Annotated in this window: 18 protein-coding genes; 8 read left to right on the forward strand and 10 right to left on the reverse strand. The window is 53.1% G+C overall.

The window, feature by feature from the left end:
• The 3 genes from H7A81_RS10150 to fes form a co-directional block, all read right to left on the reverse strand.
• Positions 1-2,272, reverse strand: a 2,272-nt coding sequence (locus H7A81_RS10150; RefSeq protein ID WP_182057397.1) for a condensation domain-containing protein, incomplete at its 3' end; no start/stop codon positions are given.
• Positions 2,273-2,326: 54 nt separating this feature from the next.
• Positions 2,327-2,548 (reverse strand): MbtH family protein, encoded by a 222-nt coding sequence (locus tag H7A81_RS10155; RefSeq protein WP_034830344.1) that lies wholly within the window; start codon positions 2,546-2,548, stop codon positions 2,327-2,329.
• Positions 2,541-3,896: an enterochelin esterase gene (fes, locus tag H7A81_RS10160; protein WP_182057398.1), complete on the reverse strand. Its 1,356-nt coding sequence runs from the start codon at positions 3,894-3,896 to the stop codon at positions 2,541-2,543. Before fes ends, H7A81_RS10155 begins: the two co-directional genes overlap by 8 nt.
• Positions 3,897-4,173: 277 nt before the next feature.
• Between fes and H7A81_RS10165 the strand changes: the two genes are divergently transcribed.
• Both H7A81_RS10165 and H7A81_RS10170 read left to right on the forward strand, forming a co-directional pair.
• Positions 4,174-6,363, forward strand: a complete 2,190-nt coding sequence (locus H7A81_RS10165; protein ID WP_182057399.1) for a TonB-dependent siderophore receptor — start codon at positions 4,174-4,176, stop codon at positions 6,361-6,363.
• A 185-nt stretch (positions 6,364-6,548) separates the two neighbouring features.
• Entirely contained in the window at positions 6,549-7,007 is a 459-nt protein-coding gene (locus H7A81_RS10170; protein WP_160867091.1) for a hypothetical protein, read from the forward strand.
• Positions 7,008-7,045: 38 nt separating this feature from the next.
• On the opposite strand, the gene H7A81_RS10175 is transcribed toward H7A81_RS10170, so the two are convergent.
• Complete coding sequence (locus H7A81_RS10175; protein WP_182057400.1) at positions 7,046-7,675, reverse strand: LysE family translocator; 630 nt, start codon at positions 7,673-7,675, stop codon at positions 7,046-7,048.
• Positions 7,676-7,750: 75 nt separating this feature from the next.
• Positions 7,751-8,500, reverse strand: a complete 750-nt coding sequence (locus tag H7A81_RS10180) for a YoaK family protein (protein ID WP_166932634.1) — start codon at positions 8,498-8,500, stop codon at positions 7,751-7,753.
• Positions 8,501-8,718: 218 nt separating this feature from the next.
• Here H7A81_RS10180 and H7A81_RS10185 point away from each other — a divergent pair, with 218 nt between their 5' ends.
• The 3 genes from H7A81_RS10185 (at position 8,719) to H7A81_RS10195 (ending at position 12,357) form a co-directional block, all read left to right on the forward strand.
• Positions 8,719-9,621 (forward strand): lipid kinase, encoded by a 903-nt coding sequence (locus H7A81_RS10185; protein ID WP_182057401.1) that lies wholly within the window; start codon positions 8,719-8,721, stop codon positions 9,619-9,621.
• A gap of 290 nt (positions 9,622-9,911) precedes the next feature.
• The gene (locus tag H7A81_RS10190; RefSeq protein WP_182057402.1) at positions 9,912-11,813 is read left to right on the forward strand and encodes an acyltransferase family protein; all 1,902 of its coding nucleotides are present in this window, start codon (positions 9,912-9,914) and stop codon (positions 11,811-11,813) included.
• Positions 11,814-12,057: 244 nt separating this feature from the next.
• The gene (locus H7A81_RS10195; RefSeq protein ID WP_182057403.1) at positions 12,058-12,357 is read left to right on the forward strand and encodes an XRE family transcriptional regulator; all 300 of its coding nucleotides are present in this window, start codon (positions 12,058-12,060) and stop codon (positions 12,355-12,357) included.
• Here the strand turns inward: H7A81_RS10195 and H7A81_RS10200 are convergent.
• From H7A81_RS10200 to H7A81_RS10215, 4 genes are all read right to left on the reverse strand, one after another.
• Positions 12,354-12,971 carry a class I SAM-dependent methyltransferase gene (locus H7A81_RS10200; RefSeq protein WP_182057404.1) on the reverse strand — a complete coding sequence of 206 codons (618 nt, stop codon included), beginning with the start codon at positions 12,969-12,971 and terminating at the stop codon, positions 12,354-12,356. The two genes, H7A81_RS10195 and H7A81_RS10200, sit on opposite strands and share 4 nt — an antisense overlap.
• Before the next feature lie 43 nt (positions 12,972-13,014).
• A complete protein-coding gene (locus tag H7A81_RS10205) occupies positions 13,015-13,359 on the reverse strand; it encodes a cupin domain-containing protein (RefSeq protein ID WP_166932642.1) in 345 nt (114 codons plus the stop codon).
• Entirely contained in the window at positions 13,356-13,961 is a 606-nt protein-coding gene (locus H7A81_RS10210) for a hypothetical protein (protein WP_182057405.1), read from the reverse strand. The genes H7A81_RS10205 and H7A81_RS10210 overlap by 4 nt, the downstream gene beginning before the upstream one ends.
• Before the next feature lie 78 nt (positions 13,962-14,039).
• Positions 14,040-14,978 (reverse strand): LysR substrate-binding domain-containing protein, encoded by a 939-nt coding sequence (locus H7A81_RS10215; RefSeq protein ID WP_182057406.1) that lies wholly within the window; start codon positions 14,976-14,978, stop codon positions 14,040-14,042.
• 165 nt (positions 14,979-15,143) lie between these two features.
• Here H7A81_RS10215 and H7A81_RS10220 point away from each other — a divergent pair, with 165 nt between their 5' ends.
• From H7A81_RS10220 to H7A81_RS10230, 3 genes are all read left to right on the forward strand, one after another.
• Entirely contained in the window at positions 15,144-15,920 is a 777-nt protein-coding gene (locus tag H7A81_RS10220; RefSeq protein ID WP_182057407.1) for an SDR family NAD(P)-dependent oxidoreductase, read from the forward strand.
• Between the two features lie 184 nt (positions 15,921-16,104).
• The gene (locus H7A81_RS10225) at positions 16,105-17,310 is read left to right on the forward strand and encodes an MFS transporter (RefSeq protein WP_182057408.1); all 1,206 of its coding nucleotides are present in this window, start codon (positions 16,105-16,107) and stop codon (positions 17,308-17,310) included.
• A gap of 119 nt (positions 17,311-17,429) precedes the next feature.
• Positions 17,430-17,618 carry a hypothetical protein gene (locus tag H7A81_RS10230; RefSeq protein ID WP_034830320.1) on the forward strand — a complete coding sequence of 63 codons (189 nt, stop codon included), beginning with the start codon at positions 17,430-17,432 and terminating at the stop codon, positions 17,616-17,618.
• 256 nt (positions 17,619-17,874) lie between these two features.
• Here H7A81_RS10230 and H7A81_RS27970 read toward each other — a convergent pair whose 3' ends face one another.
• Complete coding sequence (locus H7A81_RS27970; RefSeq protein WP_370529948.1) at positions 17,875-18,111, reverse strand: LysR family transcriptional regulator; 237 nt, start codon at positions 18,109-18,111, stop codon at positions 17,875-17,877.
• Positions 18,112-18,126: the final 15 nt, after the last annotated feature.

The raw sequence follows: 18,126 nt of genomic DNA on the forward strand, positions 1-18,126 counted from the left end.
AGTTGTGGATTTCCATCTGCTGCTGTTGCTGCATCAGTTTCCACAACGTCGGCGTGGCCGCTTCACCGCCAATCATGACAAACGCAGGGCGGTGGTTTTCCGCCTCCAGCAACCCGCTGTCGATCATCTGAGAGAAGAATGACGGCGTGATGTCCAGCAGATCGACCGGCACCGCGTTCATCTGCTGAATCAAACCCCAGGCATCGCGGCGCAGCTCTTCGTCGAAGATATTCAGCTCGCAGCCCATCAGCATGCAGAACAGCGGTTCCCACGAAGAGTCGAACGAGAACGACGCGGTATGACCGGCGCGCATGCGGCGCGGGTTGCTGGCGTGGAAGCGGTCAATCGCCGGTCCAAACAGATGTTCGCGATGTGACAGGAACAGATTCAGCAATCCCTGATGTGTGCTCATCACGCCTTTTGGCCGGCCGGTGGATCCGGAGGTGTAGATCATATAGGCGAGATCGTCACCGCACAGCAGGGTGCTCGGTACGCTGGTCGGCTGTGACGCCAGTTCGCTCGCCAGCTGATCGATGCACAGCGCGGGAAGTGCTGGCATCTGCGCCAGTGTCGTGGAATGAGTCAGCAATAATGCGGGTTGCGCATCGTCGCACATCAGTGCCAGACGTTCGCGTGGATAGTCGAGGTCCAGCGGCATATAGGCCGCGCCGCTCGCCAGCACGCCAAAGATGGCCACCAACGAATCCACCGAGCGCGGAATCCCAATCGCCACCACGTCGTCGGCTCGTAAACCACGCGCAATAAGTACGTGTGCCAGTTGCATGGCGCGGTCGGTCAGCTGGCGATAGGTCAGTGACTGTGTGCCGCAGACGACTGCCGTCAGCTCAGCGCTTTGTGCCGTGCGTTGCAGCAGCATATCCACGATGGTGGTCGCCCCCGCTGGCGAGGTGATTTTCGGGCCAGTGGACCAGCGCTGTAAATCAGCCTGTTCGTCCGGAGCAATGATCGAAAGCGTATCCAGAGTGGCTTCGGGTTGTGCAGCGAACTGCATGAGAAGATGACGAATACGGTCTGCGTGACGCTGTAACATTTGCGCGTTGTAGCGCGTCGGGTTAGCCACCAGCGTTAACTGCAATGCGCCATCACGGAAGCCCACTTCAAACTCGATATCGTCGACCGGGCCCATGGCTAAGGTGTGGGTCGCCGCCGGAATGCCATCAAATTGCAGATCATCATGGTAGACCTTGACGTTGATCACCGGCCCATAAAGCTGTTGGCTGCTGCCGACCAAACCCAGATCGCGACGCAGTTGCTCTGCTTCATAGCGCTGATGACGGCGTGCTTTACGGATTTCCGCCTGTACCTGCTGCACCAGCGCGGCTAAATCGGTGTGATGAGGGATGTCGAAGATCAGCGGCAGCACGTTGACCACCGGCCCCAACGCCGTCAGTGCCGCCGAGCCCATGCGGCGCATAAACGGAAAGCCAATCGCTAAGCGCGAGTTGTCGCTAATGCGCGCCAGATAAGCCACCAGCAGGGCACTGACAATATCGCCTTCGCTGCAACCCTGGAACGCAGCATGCTGGCGCAACGTTGCCAACTCCGGCAGCGCGACGTGGCAGCTGATCGGACGATCGCCAGCATCCGTTACGCTTTCACTGGAGAGCGTTAAAGTTTCGGGCAGGTCAGCCGCATAGGTCTGCCAGTGGCTGGCGGAACGGGCAAACGCCGGGGATGCCTGCCACTGCTGATACTCATCAATCACCTCGCTAAACGGCGTGAAGGGTGAAAGTGAGGGTTCTTCGCCACGGCACAGTTCGGCATAGATGGCCGCCACGCGCTGCGTCAGCGCTTCGAAACTGAAACCATCAACCAGCAGATGGTGATAACGCTGATACCACCACCAGCTGCCATCACCCACGCGCATTAATACGTGGCGATAGAGCGGTTTATCACCGTCGGCCGCCAGTTCGGCGCGCAGATCGGCCTGCATCAATTTATGCGCCTGACCGGTGGCATCCACGCGCTGGCTGAAGTCATGCCACTCCGGCAGCACCAGTGCCTGCGCGCCAAACCATTGCGCGGGATTCCCGTTTTCATCGAGGCCAAAGCGTGCCTGCACGGTATCGGCTTCCGCCATGGTCTGGCGGATGGCGCTGTCCAGGGCGGCGCGGTTGATGTCGCCGTGCAGCACGCTGTAGTGCGCCACTGTAAATTGATTGCGCTGCTGCGCAATAGCGTCAGCGATCCAGATGCCGGGCTGAGCCGCCACCAAAGGATACGCAGGTGAATGCGTGATTAACGATGCCAAAGGAATGTTCCCGTCTAAAAAAATCGAAAAAAGGAAAAGTTAAAAAGCGAAAAATTAATGTGCGCTGGACGACGTCTGTTGCGTCGCTGGTCGCATGTCCTGCCAGTGTGTTTCGATGTACTCAATCGCTGCGGCACGCGGCAGCGGTCCCGCCACGTTTTGCCAGCCAGCAGGCACCTGAGCAAATGCGGGCCACAGGCTGTATTGCTGACGCGCGTTGATCAGCACCAGAAAATCGAGCGCGTCGTTATCAAACGGATTTTGTTGTTCAGACATGGTGGTTACCTTTTGAGGTTGGATCAGAGAGAAGATCGGCCAGCAGCCAGCGGCAGCCGTCGATCAAGCCGCCGCGCCAGCACAGCGCGTCGTGCCCTCCGGCGTAGCAGCGGAAAAACAGTTCATGTCCGGCGGCTTCCAGCGCGGGACGTATTTGTTGATTCACGAACAACATGTCCTGCTCGCGATCGCCGACTTCCTGAAAAATCTTCAACTTGCCAGCGGGCAGGGCGTTGTCCTGTAAGCGCTGCAACAGCAGACCCGGAGCGTGCCGTTCACGGTTAGCGTAATCGCGGATGTATTGCAGGTGCGGCCACCAGAACGAGCCGGATTGCGTGAGAATGCGGCCAAAACGCTCAGGCCAATGCAGGCCAGCATAGAGCGCCGCGAGGCCACCGTAACTTTGACCGGCCACCAGCGTGCGGCTGGCATCATGGCTGAACGCGGCATGCTGACGGGCCAGCGGCAACAGCTCCTGTTGCACCGCCTGCCAGAAGGTTTCGTTGCAGGGCAGCTCAACCTCGCGATGCTGGCTATCGATCACGTCGATAAATAACCAGCAGGCAGGCGGCAGTTCACCTGCTGCGGTGCTCTGATCGAGGGCGCTGAAAATCGGCTGCCCGTATACCCAATTCTGCCCATCCAGCAGAATCGCCAGCGGGCGCTGATCCGGTTGCGCAGTCTGTCCGGTGGTGTAAAGCCAGACGTGACGCGTGACGTTGAGCAGATCGCTGTGCCACTGCAAAGTTTGCAGGCCATCTGGCCAGGTGTCGGCCAATCCGGCATCCAACTGTTGCCAGGCAGATTGATCCGGCGCGTCGGGCATATGCGCATTACTCAGCGCAAAACGGCGGCTGCTCAGAAACGGGGGCGAAGGATTAAGCATGTCGGGGATCGCCAGTGGCATCAGCGAAATCCACCATTTGCGTTGCAGCACCCGGCAGGTTTCGTCACTGCCGCAGAACAGCGGGGGCAAATGCTCAGCGGTCACCGGGATCAGGCTATAGCTGCCACGCCAGTCAGATTCGATCTGCGTCGACCAATGCCAGACATCACTGTTGCCGACGCGAACAAGGGATTCAGGCGCCTGGCTGTGATGATCGGTGACGCCGTTTATATCGATATAAACCTTTTTGGTAGACGATAACTCGGAACGGCCTTCTGGATCGCGCCAGAAAAAATGCATGCGCGTTTCGCCATCTGCCTCATGCTCAATCACCGGCGTACCCGCCTGATGAAGCTGTTCCCACCAGCGATGGCTGCCGAGATCGTCCTGCTGTAACCACTGGGTAACTGTTCCAGTGGGCAACCAGATTTGCGTCATTTGTTCTGCGTCACTGAGAAACATCCTGCAATCTCTCTCCACATTTTCTTCAAAGACTTTACATTAACAAACGTAATGCAAATGCTATTGATAACGATTTACATTTGCAATATTATTTTTTGCGCCGAATAAATCCCCTATTTTTCAGATGATTATTCTGAAATAGGCTTTTAAGGGGGATTCAGGGCCGAGTTTTATCAGAGGAAGTTATATTTCAATCCGTTACAGCTTTCGCCGTTGGGTGAAGGGGAATGGACGGATTATTTCATCGACAAGGCAGTTTGAAATAGAGATGGCAACTATGTCCGTTAAAGCAAAAAATTTAGCAATACCTGCTGTGGCACTTCCGTTCAGATTCTCCCGTCTTCACCTGTCACTGGCCTCAATTCTGCTGGTGGCGCCTGCCACTTTCAGCGTCGCGGCGGAAGAAACCATCACCGTGAATGCAGATACGCGTGAAAGCGTGACGTCTCCGCTGCAAGGCTATGTGGCGAAAGAGAGCGCTGCTGGAACGAAAACCTCGACCCCACTGCGTAAAACCCCGCAATCGATTTCGGTGATTACTCGTGAGCAGATGGACGATCAGGCAGCGCCGTCGGTAGCGGATGCTCTGAGCTACACCAGCGGTGTGCTGACCAACTACCGTGGCAACTCGAACCGTAACGATGAGATCATCGCGCGTGGTTTCCGCTATGCACCGAAATTCCTCGATGGATTGAGCTATGGCTTATCCGGCCAGGCTGGCGCGGCAGGACAGATCGACCCATGGTTGCTGGAGCGTGTGGAGATGATTCATGGCCCGGCATCGGTGTTGTACGGCCAGGTTAACCCCGGCGGTGTCATCGCGATGACCAGCAAGCGCCCAACCGCGCAGAGCATTCATAAAGTTCAGCTCAGCACCGGTAATCAGCATCTGGGCGAAGCGGCGTTTGATTTCGGCGGCAAACTGAATGACGACAACACGCTATTTTATCGTCTCAACGGTATTGCCAGCACCAAACATGAGTTCGTGAAAGATAACAAACAGCAGCGCATGGCGATTGCCCCCGCGCTGACCTGGCTGCCAAACGCGGACACCAGTTTCACCTTGCTGACGATGTATCAAAACGAGCCAAAGGCCGGATATCGTAACTTCCTGCCTGCCAACGGCACGCTGTTTAACACCAGCGCGGGCTACATTCCTTACGATTTCAACGTCAGCGACCCGAGCTTTAACGAAGCGAAACGCGAGCAGACTTCTGTTGGCTACATCTTCGAGCATAACTTTAACGATAACATCAGCTTCACGCAGAATATGCGTTACAGCAACATGGATGAGTCGTACAAATACCTGGTCTATACCTTCGATGTGGATGGCAGTGACCATCAGATCAACCGTCGTCCGCAGCATGACAAAATCAAGTCCAAAGAACTGGGCATTGATAACCAGGTGAAAGCAACGTTCGATACTGGCAACGTTGCGCATACCGTGCTGGGCGGGCTGGATTACAAATGGAGCGATGTCGACAACAAACTGTGGCGCGACAGCGGTGACCAGTACATTCTCGACTGGGCGAATCCAACCAGTGTGACGATCAATGAGAGCGATCTGGCGTTGAACACCAGCACGCGCAAAAAGCTCGATCAGGTTGGCGTGTATTTGCAGGATCAGCTGGAATGGAATCAATGGAATCTGCTGCTGTCCGGTCGCCAGGACTGGTCAGAAGTGCGCACGCAGGACCGCATTGAGAACACCACCACCCAGCAAAATGACAGCAAGTTCACCGGCCGTGCCGGTCTGTTGTATGCCTTCGATAATGGCCTGTCGCCGTATATCAGCTACAGCACCTCGTTCGAACCCAATCTGAGCACCGGTGCGCCGGGTAGCGATCCGTTCGCACCGACCACCGGCGAGCAGACGGAAATCGGTATCAAGTATCAACCTGTGGGCTGGGATGCAGTGTTTACGGTTTCCGCGTTTGATATCACACAGAAAAACATCACCTCTTACAACAGCGAACTGGGTTACAACGAGCAGATCGGTAAGGTGAAGTCCAAAGGGATCGAGACGGAAGCGCACGCGCAAATCACTCCGGAAATTAAGGTAATGGCGGCTTATACCTTTACCGATGCGGAAACCAAAGAGAGCAACACCGCGGCACAGGTCGGCAAAACGCCTTCCAGCATTCCGCGCCATGCTGCTTCTGCGTGGGGCAGCTACAGCTTCCTGAGTGGTGCACTGAACGGTCTGACGCTCGGCAGCGGCGTGCGCTACACCGGCACCGCCTGGGCGGATTCCATCGGTCAGGACAAGGTTCCACACTACACGCTGTATGACGTGATGGCGAAATATGAGCTGGGCGAAGCGGCTAACTCACTGCGTGGCACCACGCTGCAGTTGAACGTCAACAACGTGGCCGACAAGCACTATGTTGCCTCATGCAGCAACACCAGCGCATGCTTCTACGGCAGCGGTCGTTCGATTGTGGCGTCTGTCAGCTACAGCTGGTAAGCGTGATAAGGCAGGGCGTCCTTGCGGGTGCCCTGGTTTTACCCATTTGCATTCCGTGCTGTGTTCCTGCAGATGAAACACCTGGAGACAGGTTTTCGGAAAATACTGGATTTGTGTGACTGTCATCACTCCGCGAGGCACGCTAAAATAATCGCTTCTCATTTAGCAAAAGGTTTTTCGTCACGATGTTTTCGCGTTTCACTCTGGCCGCTCTGACGGCCGCACTCATGCTTACCGGTTGTGCACGTCACGCCGCAGACAGCAACGCTACCGCGCAAGCTGACGCTCCAGCTGCTGCGCCCATCGAGAATGACAACATTCCTTCCCAGTTTGATAGCGGCCCGACCGTGATCAACGTTTCTCATCTGATCACGCGTACCGATGACGGGTCTTCCGTTTACGTGACGGTAGATGGTCAGGATGCCGGGCTGCTGCAAAAAGGCGAGAATAAAGAGATTCGCGTCAGTGAAGGTAAACACCAGGTCGGTGGTTACGTGCAGACGCTGTTCGGTTTTGGCAGGGTGACCATCGCGTCGGTGGATGTGACCACCGACACCAAAGGCCCAAAGAACGTGGTCTATTCGGTGACGCGTCAGAAGCCGACCTTTAGCGAAACCCAGGCCGCTGCGCCAAACAACTCCTGATTTGCAAGCGGTGCTGCGCTTGCCAGCACCGCCCCCGTTTAATTCCGGCTAAATACCAGTTTCAATCCCGCAACGGCGAAGCAGCACGCCAGCAGCGCATCCAGCCCACGGCGGATACGGCGATAAAAGGCTGCCATGACCGCAGTGGAGAACAGCACGGCATAGCCGCAAAACACCAGCACGCAGATCGTGGCACAACCGGCGATGATCATCGGTAAGGTTGAAGTCGCTGCATCCGGTTTCAGTGCCACCGACATGATCGCCACCCAGGTGAGAATCGCCTTAGGATTGCCAACGTGCATCAAAATACCCTGACGAAACAGCCTGATAAAGGCGACTTTGTCGCCGCTGGCGCTTAATTCATTCGCATCAGGACGGCGTAAAGCCGATTTACCCGCCTTATAGGCCAGCCACAGCAGATATAAGCCACCGCCGATTTTCAGCACAATCAAGAGCTGAGCAAAGGTTGCCAGTACGGTTAACACGCCGCAGGCTGCCAGCAGCGCCCACATCATCGAACCGCTGATCACACCACTTGCCAGCGCCAGTGCGGCACCGCGTCCTCTCTTCATCGCCGTGCCCATGATCGCCATATTGCTGGGGCCAGGGCTGGCGGTGGCAACAAAATAGGTGGTGTAGATTAAAATCAATTCGTGTGAAAGCGCCATGTCGTCCTCTGCGATGAGATTGTCCTGCTTTTGTTATATCGCCTGCATCGCAGAATGACTACTGCTGATTCCGTCTTAAGAAGGAATCGCTTTGGCGTAACCGCGACGCTTCACTTTATAAAGCGTGAAAATGATCGAAAGCGTGGCAATCACCACCAAAATCAATCCGGGGCCAATCAGCGACCCGAAGCCTAAAGCATTGAAGATTAGCAGGCCGACAATGCCACCGGTCAGGAAGGAGAAAATGGTCACCAGATGGGTATTCAGCTGCTGTTTAAAGGCACGGATGTTTTTGGAGGGATCGCGGCGTAATAATGCAACAAATACCGAACCGATAGAGATACCTGCATCGGTTAGTGTGCCGGTAATATGGGTCGATCGTACACGGCCGTTCGAAAGTTGCGTCGAGGTGGAGTTATGTACACCCATTAAAAAGGCCAATAGCAGCAATATTTCGCCGTTATTATTCGACGAGAAATAATAAATTTCGAACAATGACGTCATAATTAACAGCACGCCTTCCACCAGCAGAATGCAGCTAAATATGGTGCGCAGTCCATTAATCACGCCAAGCACCACCGAAATCCTTGCCACCACCGCACCGGTGACAAAGGCACCAATCATGGCAATGAAGACTTTAAGATTACGTATATCCATCTCATTCAAATCGCTGGAGATTTGTGCGATGTTGCCGGACATATGCGAGGGGAAAAAGCCAAAGGCGGCTAACGCCATGGCGTTCAATAATCCCGCTGATGTGGCCAGGCACAGGGCGAGATTACGATCTTCAACGTGTGTTCTGGTGCGCTTCAGTTTTATCAGCATAATTCACCCTTGCTCATTGAGAGTATTGTGATAACGCAATGCGTCAAATCTGGTGTTCGCCAGTGAATAAGTGAAGCACAAAAATCTTAAGGGGATCTTAATAACTTTCAGATATAGATAAATCTTATTATGGGTGTAAAGATATCTAAGGAAGATTGCCAGTTGCGTTATCTCTGTTTACTTTGGCCTGATGCATTTAATTTCAGGGAAATATCGAAATGACCCATTCTGGTGCTCAACCTGAGCAGCGGCGCGCGCTACTGCTGGTCAATCGTCGGGCACGCCGTGGTGCGCAGTGGGCGGATCTGGCACATCAGCAATTATCGGCAGCAGGCTATTCCCTGATTACCCCGCACGAAGATGATGAACGCAGTTACAGTGAATTGATTCTGGCGCATCAGCATCAGGTGGATGTGGTGATTGTCGGCGGCGGCGATGGCACGCTGAATGCAGCGGCACCAGGGCTGATGCAATCCCGCTTGCCGCTGGGCATTTTACCGCTCGGCACGGCCAATGACTTTGCCCGTACATTAGGCATTCCTTTTAATGTGGATGCAGCAATCAACATCATCGTCACAGGGAACACGCGGCGTATCGATCTGGGTGAAGTCAACGGGCATCTGTTTTTGAACGTGTCCAGCGTAGGCTTCTCCGCCAGTCTGGCACGCAATCTCACCGCAGCAGCTAAGAAAAAGTGGGGCACAGCAGGTTATGCGCTGGCCGCATTACGTCTGCTGCGGCAAAGCCGCCCGTTCAGCGCCATGCTGCATTATGATGGCCAGCAGGAAGCAATTAAAACGGTGCAATTTTCGGTGGGCAACGGCCGCTTTTACGGCGGTGGGATGACGATAGAGAAGGATGCTGCACCCGATGATGGTCGTCTGGATGCTTATAGCCTGGAAGTGCGCCACTGGTGGCAAATTCTGGCGCTTTTTCCTTCCTTGCGCCGTGGCACGCATGGTCGCTGGGGCAGCGTGCGTACGCTGAGCGGCACTCAATTTAGCCTGCACACCCGGCGTACGCATGACATTAATGCAGATGGGGAAATTATTGGCCGCACACCTGCGCACTATCGTTTAATTGAGGGGGCGATTGCGGTATTAGCACCAGATAAACCTTAACAATTCACTATGCTGGAACGTTAATATCGGCTGATGAGAGTGTGCCACTATTCTGAATATCCTGAACTCATTTCATTTAAGTCAATAATCAGTTCGTTAAGGTGTTCCTCTTTTTACCTCTGACAACCTGATGATAATTCGAGGTGTCATTCGATCACCTTGAGATAAATCATCGGGTGCACAGTTCCATTTCTCGTATGATGGCGATGAAATGACAGACCTTTCATCGATTGCCGCGCCTTATCACAATCTTTACATTATCCTGAAAACCTCTTTCAGGGATCATCCCAATGAATTTCCGCTCTGACATAAACGGGCTGCGTGCCTATGCGGTTATGTTAGTCATCCTCTACCACTTTGGTTTTACCCAGGTGAGCGGAGGATTCCTCGGTGTGGATGTGTTCTTTGTTATTTCTGGCTATTTAATGACGGGAATTATTCTCTCGCGACTTAATCATCAGAAATTTTCACTGATGGCTTTCTATGCCGCGCGCTGCAGGCGAATTATCCCGCCATTAATGGTGCTGTGCGCAATATTAATGTTGATGGGTTATTTCCTGATGCCGCCAGACGAGTATCAACGCATGGCGGAGCATGCGGTCTCCAGCCTCAGCTTTATATCCAATGTGGTCTATTTCAAACAGGGCGGTTATTTTGATACCGGTTCGGTGTATAAATGGCTGCTGCATACCTGGTCATTAAGCGTTGAGTGGCAGTTTTATTTATTATTGCCTCTGGCGTTAATGTTCACCGCACGTGTCCTGCGCCAGCAATTTGCCTGGGTGATGGGCATCGCTGCGCTGTTGTCGTTTGGCCTGGTGCTGGCGATGGTTGCCACTGATTATCATCTCACCGCCACGTATTATTTGTTGCCCACCCGCGCGTGGGAAATGCTGGTTGGCGGATTAGTGTATCTGGCACCTAAAACCCGACTGAGCGGGCAGGGCTGGGTTCCACCCTTGAGTATTCTGGCGCTGATTCTGTGTGCGCTGATGTTTGATGAGAATATCGCGTGGCCTGGCATCATGACGTTGATACCGGTGTTGTTCACCGCGCTGATCCTTCATGCGGGGGTACAGAACAGTCGGTGGTTAAATCATCGCGTGATGCAGCACATCGGCAAAACGTCTTATTCGATATATCTATGGCACTGGCCTTTGTGGGTGTTCTGGCATCTGGCGGACTGGCCGGTCACGTTCGTCAGCCAGGTATTACTGATCCTACTGTCACTGGCTGCCGGTTGGGCTTCTTACGTCTGGGTTGAGAACAGGCAAAGCTGGTTCAGCCGGAAAACCTATATCGCGCTGGGACAGGCTGCTGTGGTGATGTTGTTCGGTGTGACGATCGTTGCGAGGGCGGGAATCCCTTCGCGCGCGCCCGCCGTGGTGGCCTCAATCGATCACTATTCACAGCAACGCTTTGCGCTGGCTAAAAATTGCTTTGTACTTAGCGGCATCACATCACCACAGTGCGTATTTGGCGATGCCAGAAGGGTGAATCTGGTGGTGCTGGGTGATAGCCACGCCGCCGCCATGTTGTCCTCGATTGTGGCCAGCGCGGGAACGCAGGATGGCGTGGTGTTCATCGCACAGTCTGGCTGTCCTTCAGTGCCGGATATTCAACGCCGCGCCAGCCCTGATTGCGGTGGCTTTGTAAAAGCGGCAATGGCTGATATTGAACGCAAATATCCCAACGCATCGGTATTGATCATCAATCGCATGTCGTTTTATCTGCACGGCGAGTATGGCAGCGGCAGCAGCGCACCGACCTATAGCTTCAGGCAGGACGGCAGTTCCATCGACGCCTACCAACAGCATTTTGGCGCGGCGGTGAAACAACTCGCCAGCCATCATCGTGTATTCATCATGACGCCGGTGCCGGAATTCGGTTATGACGTGATTTATCGCATGTCACGCGATGCGATGCGCGGCAAAGTGCTGACCATTCAGCAATCTCGCGCTGAGTATCAATTACGTCATCAGGACGCGCTGGCAATGCTCAACAAGATCGTGGCGCTCTCACCTAACATCACCTTGCTGGATGCCACGCAGGGATTGTGTGACAGCCGTTACTGCTACGGAGCCAGGGAGAATGTGCCGCTGTATCGCGACGATAACCACCTTTCGGAAGTGGGAAACAAAAGTCTGAGCGGGGTGTTTGCAGGGATGTGGGGGATAATTGAGGGGCGGTGAGTCGTTAAGCAAAGTCATCAACGTGGGGCAAAGCCGTCTCTTTTTCGGATATGTATCTGAAATTTTTGAAACAACGCGACAAGAATGCGCAAAACTAATGAAGCGGGGTCTCGTTTATAGCACTTGACTGCTATGTAGTCAGGAATGGCTCAATATAGATTGTAATATATATATCCTTGTATAGACTCTAATCTATAAGGATGTATTGTGTGGAGTGTTAGGACAAATACAAAAGGCATATAAAATGAAAACGTTAGAAGACCTGATGGCGGATTTAACGCCTGAGGAGCTCGTTCAGGTCAATGATAAAGTGGTGGCAATGCGCCTGAACTCCCAACTTTATAAGTTACGCGAGGCGCTGCAAAAAACGCAAAAACAACAAGCGGAAGCCATGGGAATCGCTCAACCGTCGGTTGCTGCAATTGAAGCGCGCGGCGAAGATCTGAAAATTGCCACTTTAAAGCGTTATGTTGAGGCGCTGGGCGGGCAATTAACGATTGGCGTAAATATGCCTGGCGGCCAGCACGTCGATTTCGCGCTTTAAGCCGTTTCGTTTTTCTGAGCCAGCCACACCGTTCTGCCACCGCAGGTGGCATCTTCTGTGACCTGATTAACCACGCTGAATCCGTTATCCGACAGCAGTTGGCGGAACTCATCGTGATCCAGACTGGCATGATAGAGCGGACGGTCAAGGAAAGTGCCCATTGCTTCGCCGTCGCCGTGCCCGCTGGTGAACATCAATGCCGCGCCGTTCTGGGCATGCTGAGCAAAACGTGGAAACATCGCGCGTTGATGATCGCGCGTCAGGTGGAAGAAGCTGTCCCATGCGATGATGCCGTTAAAAGTCTTCTCAAGTGCCAGCGTGCGCATATCGGCAACATGCCATTGCGCCTGTGGGAACCTTTCCCGACAGCGGGCAATCATCGGCTCGGAAGCATCCACACCCGTGACCTTGAATTGCTGCTGTAAAAAGTACTGCGCAATAGGAATACCCGCGCCGCAGCCCACATCCAGGATCTCACCGCCAGCAGGAATCAGATCCAGAAAACGCGCCAACCAGTGCTGCTCGATAAAGTGCTTAATGCGATGGTTATCCCAGACTTCGGCACCTTCCCGATACAGATCAATAATATGGTCAGCTTCTTTTTCGTGATTCATGATTTGGCTTCATGTGAGGTGGATGGGAGGTCATAGTTGAAACTCAGCATGCTGAAAGATCAGTACGGTCCCCTCGTGGCGTTGGATGGGAGATCACAAGAAACTCTACTGGAGATTCACTATCGTTTCTTGCTTGATGCCTTGCGCCGGGGGCGATTTCAAGACCCTGCTGGGCCCTGATGTCGTGGTTTTCACCTTCCAGTTCCATCGTCAGGACGCCCTGCAGAACGAAAAAGAATTGTCTGGATACGGAGTGAAAGTGACGTGTTTCACAGGTGCCAGGAGGCATTTTCTCATGAATAATCAACATGTCCTGACGATTGACTAAATACCAACCGTCGCAGTTATCACCCCAGACATAATGCTCAGCATTCTCTTGCGAAATCATCTCGTTTCCTTATCTGAATATTTTTCTAACTCACGCTTAACGGCGCTCAACGTTCTGCGTCGAATCACCCCACTTCCCGCTCTGATCGCCAGCCAATAAGCTGCCATCTTAAAATGAGAGGCTTTGTCGGGGCAGTGGATGAACGTTTCCGTGATAAGTTCGGACTGGCTGCCATTAATGATATTAACTTGATAGCGCAGCAACAGCTTTGCAGCACCCGGCCGCGCGGGCTGCTGATACTCTTCAGCGTCTGAAATCTTTTCCAGGCCAAAGTCGGCACGCCAAAACTCGCCTCTTAAGCCATAGCATAGTTCTAAAGCAGAGGCGTGAAGAAGCGTGAAGGTTTGCAGACCGAATTGATCATCCTGGGATACAGGGGCCTTTCTTTGCAGTTTACGCGGCAACTGTCGTATCGACATCAATGCCCGGATAACCGCATCCTGCTCAAGATCGAAGGCCTTGATAAGCGGCATGATCTTTTCCGGGCTGGTGGTTTGGATTACCGCACTGTGTTTTTCGTGGAACTGGAAATCAGGCAGGTAGGGCGGAACGTCACCCCAATTAGTCAGCATTTTCTTTGACACAAAACCCAGTGAAATCATCCTTAACCTCGTTTTGGGGTGTTAATGCATTCGGCATATGTTCACTAACATAGTCAGGTTGCCTGCGAAATACATCACTTATTGATTGTCTTCACATGCGATTGACTCATCATCACTCTTCACGTCCCCAATAAGCCAGTCATGGAACATTCTGACTTCACTTCGCATAGTCTGATGTTGCGGTGTCACCAGATAATAAGCCCATTTCAGCGGCCAGCGTTGCTCAGGGTGGAGCTGCACGAGTTGACCGGTTTCAATAAGTTGTTTAACCAGCGCATGGCGAACAATGGCAACACCCCGGCCGCTCAGCGCTGATAAAATCACTGCTGCAGTGGAGTTGATATGCAGCCCACTCTCAAGTGCTTCAGGAGCATTTACCGCCTTAAGAACATCCTCCCATGAAGGAAAGTCTGCACCGGGATGTGGCGTGTCATCATGAATCAACTTTTGCGTGGCGAGCCATTTACCACAGGCCATTTTTTGCGGCGGGGAAAGCCGTGGACTGCATACTAATACCGCCTCCTCATCCATCAGCCATGTTTTGTTCACGCCAGGCCAGTCTCCCAGCCCACAACGAATGCCGATATCCGCTTCACCGTGTGACACATCCATCAGCTTGTCCGTCACGTTGAGGCGCAAGTCGGTATTTTCATGCACTTCAGAGAACCGGTTCAGGCGTTCCATCAGCCAGTTCATCATCAAAACCTGTGACGCAGTGACAACAATGGCTGAGCGCGCACGGCGGCCACGCAGTTTAGTCAGGCCGGTTTCGAGCTTGTCCAATCCCTGAGTGATGTCCTCAAGGGCTTCCTGAGCTTCATCGACCAGTGTCAGACGCGCTTTGCCGCTGCGTGTGCGGTGAAGCAGCGGGTGCCCAACCCAATCTTCGAGCGATCGGACGAGTTGACCAACCGCTGCTGACGTGACACCCAGCTCTTGCGCTGCGCCGGTAAAGCTTCCGTGCCGCGCAGTTGCCTCAAAAGCATGCAGCCATTTCAGTCGGTTTAGCGATCGCATAGAAATATTCCTGATCAACGCTAACAGAGTTAACGAAAAAGATTTTCTTTCTTGTGACACAACTTCTTCTCATTCGTCAACCTGAAGCCGTGATGGCACTCTGCGTTCACACAATGAAGAACTCTACTCTTCATTAATGATAATCAACGATTTATGAGGTTAGTGATGAACACATCTTTTGCCGGAAAAAAACTGTTAGTGGTCGGCGGTACCAGCGGCATGGGTTTCGAAACGGCGAAACTGATTTTAGAGAATGGAGGCCGTGTTGTGCTGGTGGGTAGCCGTCAGGATAAAGCTGAACAGGCTCGTCAGGCATTGGCTGCGGACAGCAAGGTATCTGTGATTGTGGCCGACCTGACAAAAGAGGAAGGACTGCAGAAAGTGGTTAAAACCATCAATGCGGAACATAAAGACATCAGTCTGCTGGTGAATGCCGCAGGGGTATTCTTCCCAAAACCGTTTATCGAACATGAAGCGTCTGACTATGACATGTACATGAATATCAATCGTGCCACCTTCTTTATCACCCGCGATGTGGTGCGCAATATGGTGGCGGCTGGAATTAAAGGCTCAATCGTCAACATAGGTTCTATGTGGGCACAGCAGGCAATCGGTGCCACGCCGTCCTCTGCCTATTCAATGGCAAAAGCGGGATTGCATGCGATGACTAAAAACCTGGCGATTGAGCTCGGTGAGAAGGGTATTCGCGTGAATGCTGTCTCACCGGCGGTTGTGCATACACCGATTTACGAAGGTTTTATCCCAAAAGACGACGTGAAAGATGTAATGAACAGCTTTGACAGCTTCCATCCAATTGGTCGCGTGGGCACGCAGGCAGACATTGCTGAGACCGTGGCTTTTCTGCTTTCAGATAAGACAGGCTGGGTGACCGGCGCAATTTGGGACACTGATGGTGGCGTGATGGCAGGACGTAACGCATGATGGCGATGCCGTTCATACGTTCGGGTTTGTAAGCACTCCGGCGCAGACAGAACATCATTATGTTTCAGTCGCCTCTTAGTGGTTCCTGCCATCATCGAGGCGATGCCGTTTGAACAGGCAAACGAGGCGTAAGGAAAAGCACGTTATTGGATCGTGCTTACAATCACTAAGGATGCTCGATCAGATGATCGCAGAACACACACTTTCCGTCGCAGAGCAAAAAAATAACATTTTCCGTTTGTCCGCGTGCCAGGCGCTTGCCGGCGCGAATGCCGTGGTGTTCTATGCCACTGGCGCCATCGTGGGTAATGATATTGCGCCCAGCCCAACGCTCGCCACAATGCCGGTCACCATGTTTGTCCTGGGGATGGCTGCATGCATCCTGCCTCTCGGCGCATTGGCTAAAAAAAGGGGCCGTAAAACCGTCTTTATGGTGGGAACCGGTGCAGGGGTGTTAACCGGTCTGGTAGCCGCTCTGGCCGTTGTGATCAGCTCCTTCCTGCTATTTTGTCTCGCTGGATTTCTTGGCGGAGCCTACGCAGCGGTTGCGCTAAGTTTTCGTTTTGCAGCAACAGACGGCGTTAATCCTGAACGACGCGCGCGTGCTTTGTCTCTGGTCATGGGAGGCGGTGTTCTGGCAGGCGTCATCGGTCCGATGCTGGTGACAACGACGATGAATCTCTGGCCAACTCATCCCTTCGCCGTGACCTTTATAGCCCAGGCATGTGTAGCCGCTATTGCTGCCGTTATCCTGAAAGGCGTTACACCTGCTGAGCCTCCTGTAGCAATACAATCAAAAGGGCGTCCTCTGCGCGACATTGTGCGTCAGCCTGGTTTTACTCTGACCGTGTTCTGCGGTGCAGTAACCTATATGGTTATGAATTTTCTGATGACTGCCGCACCGCTCTCCATGCACATGCACGCTATCTCTCAGCAGGCTTCGAATCTGGGTATTCAGTGGCATGTTATTGCCATGTACGGGCCAGGATTCTTTACGGGCAGGCTGATTAACCGTTTCGGCTCCATGCGAGTGACGGCCGCAGGATTAGTGATTACCGTTGCATCGGTTGCTGCAGGCCTAAGCGGAACAGACATTTTTCATTACTGGCTTTCGTTGATTCTGCTGGGCATCGGCTGGAATTTTGGCTTCACTGGCGCATCAGCAAAAATTGTTGAGTACCACCGGGCAGAAGAAAAAACGCAGGTTCAGTCCCTGAACGACTTTGTGGTATTCGGTGTGATGTTGGTCGGGTCATTTTCTTCCGGCGCTCTGCTAAACCTCTATGGCTGGAATGCTGTCTTGTGGGGATCACTTATCCCGGTAGGTCTCGCCTTTGTTAGCATCATTAAAGGATGGAATGCTCACTCGCAGGGGAAGGGGGCTCTGTAGCGGGTCATCCTATGGATGAAAATGCGCCGGGCGGCGCATTTTTTTGCGACTAAAGAAGCAACCAGGGATATCCTGCACCGAACAAGAATCGCCCACTCAAATTTCGGAGAAGAAAATCGATGAAAAGCGCAACCGCAAAGTCCTTAAAAAAAGCGAACGAGTTGTTGAAAAGTGGTGAGTTCAGGGAGGTTGTGCTGGATTTCAATATCAGTGCCGATGAGTTTTTTGAGCTTGCGGATCGCTGGGCAGAGCGAGGAGCCAAAATCAAAAAAGAAGATGGCTCGTTTGTTATCAGGCTGGCTAAATGATGGCCAGCAAAGGCTAAAACTTCAAGTCCGACAACGCTTTCCGGGGCGAGTATAAGTCCAAAATCAATTTCGGAATCCCGCACCTGCTGTGTGATTACGGCGCTGCTTTCAACATTTAGCTGGAGATCCAGCCAGCTCTGCTCTTGAGCAATGGCAGAAATCTCGTCACAGAGTTGCCCCTCCGTTAAAGCCTGAACCCGCCCGATACTGACTTTTCCACGCCTCAGCCCCTTAATCTCATCAAATCGTTATTTTGTCAGGTTGAATTCACGTGCCCGCGGAGTAGGCCAGTGTAGAGAAGTTCACCTGCCGCTGTCATACGCATGCCACCCGGCAGTTGCTCAAATAAAGGTATACCCAGATCTTCTTTCGCCTGGAGTATCTGCCGATTAATGGCTGACGCGGAAACGTGCAGCCTTTCCGCTGTTTTTCGAAGACTTCCATGGCGCGCAACCTCCATAAAGTAGGCTGCAAAGCGGGAAAAAGGACTCATAGGGTTCCTGTACAG

The sequence above is a fragment of the Pantoea sp. ME81 genome (assembly GCF_903970985.1).
Classification (GTDB): domain Bacteria; phylum Pseudomonadota; class Gammaproteobacteria; order Enterobacterales; family Enterobacteriaceae; genus Pantoea; species Pantoea communis.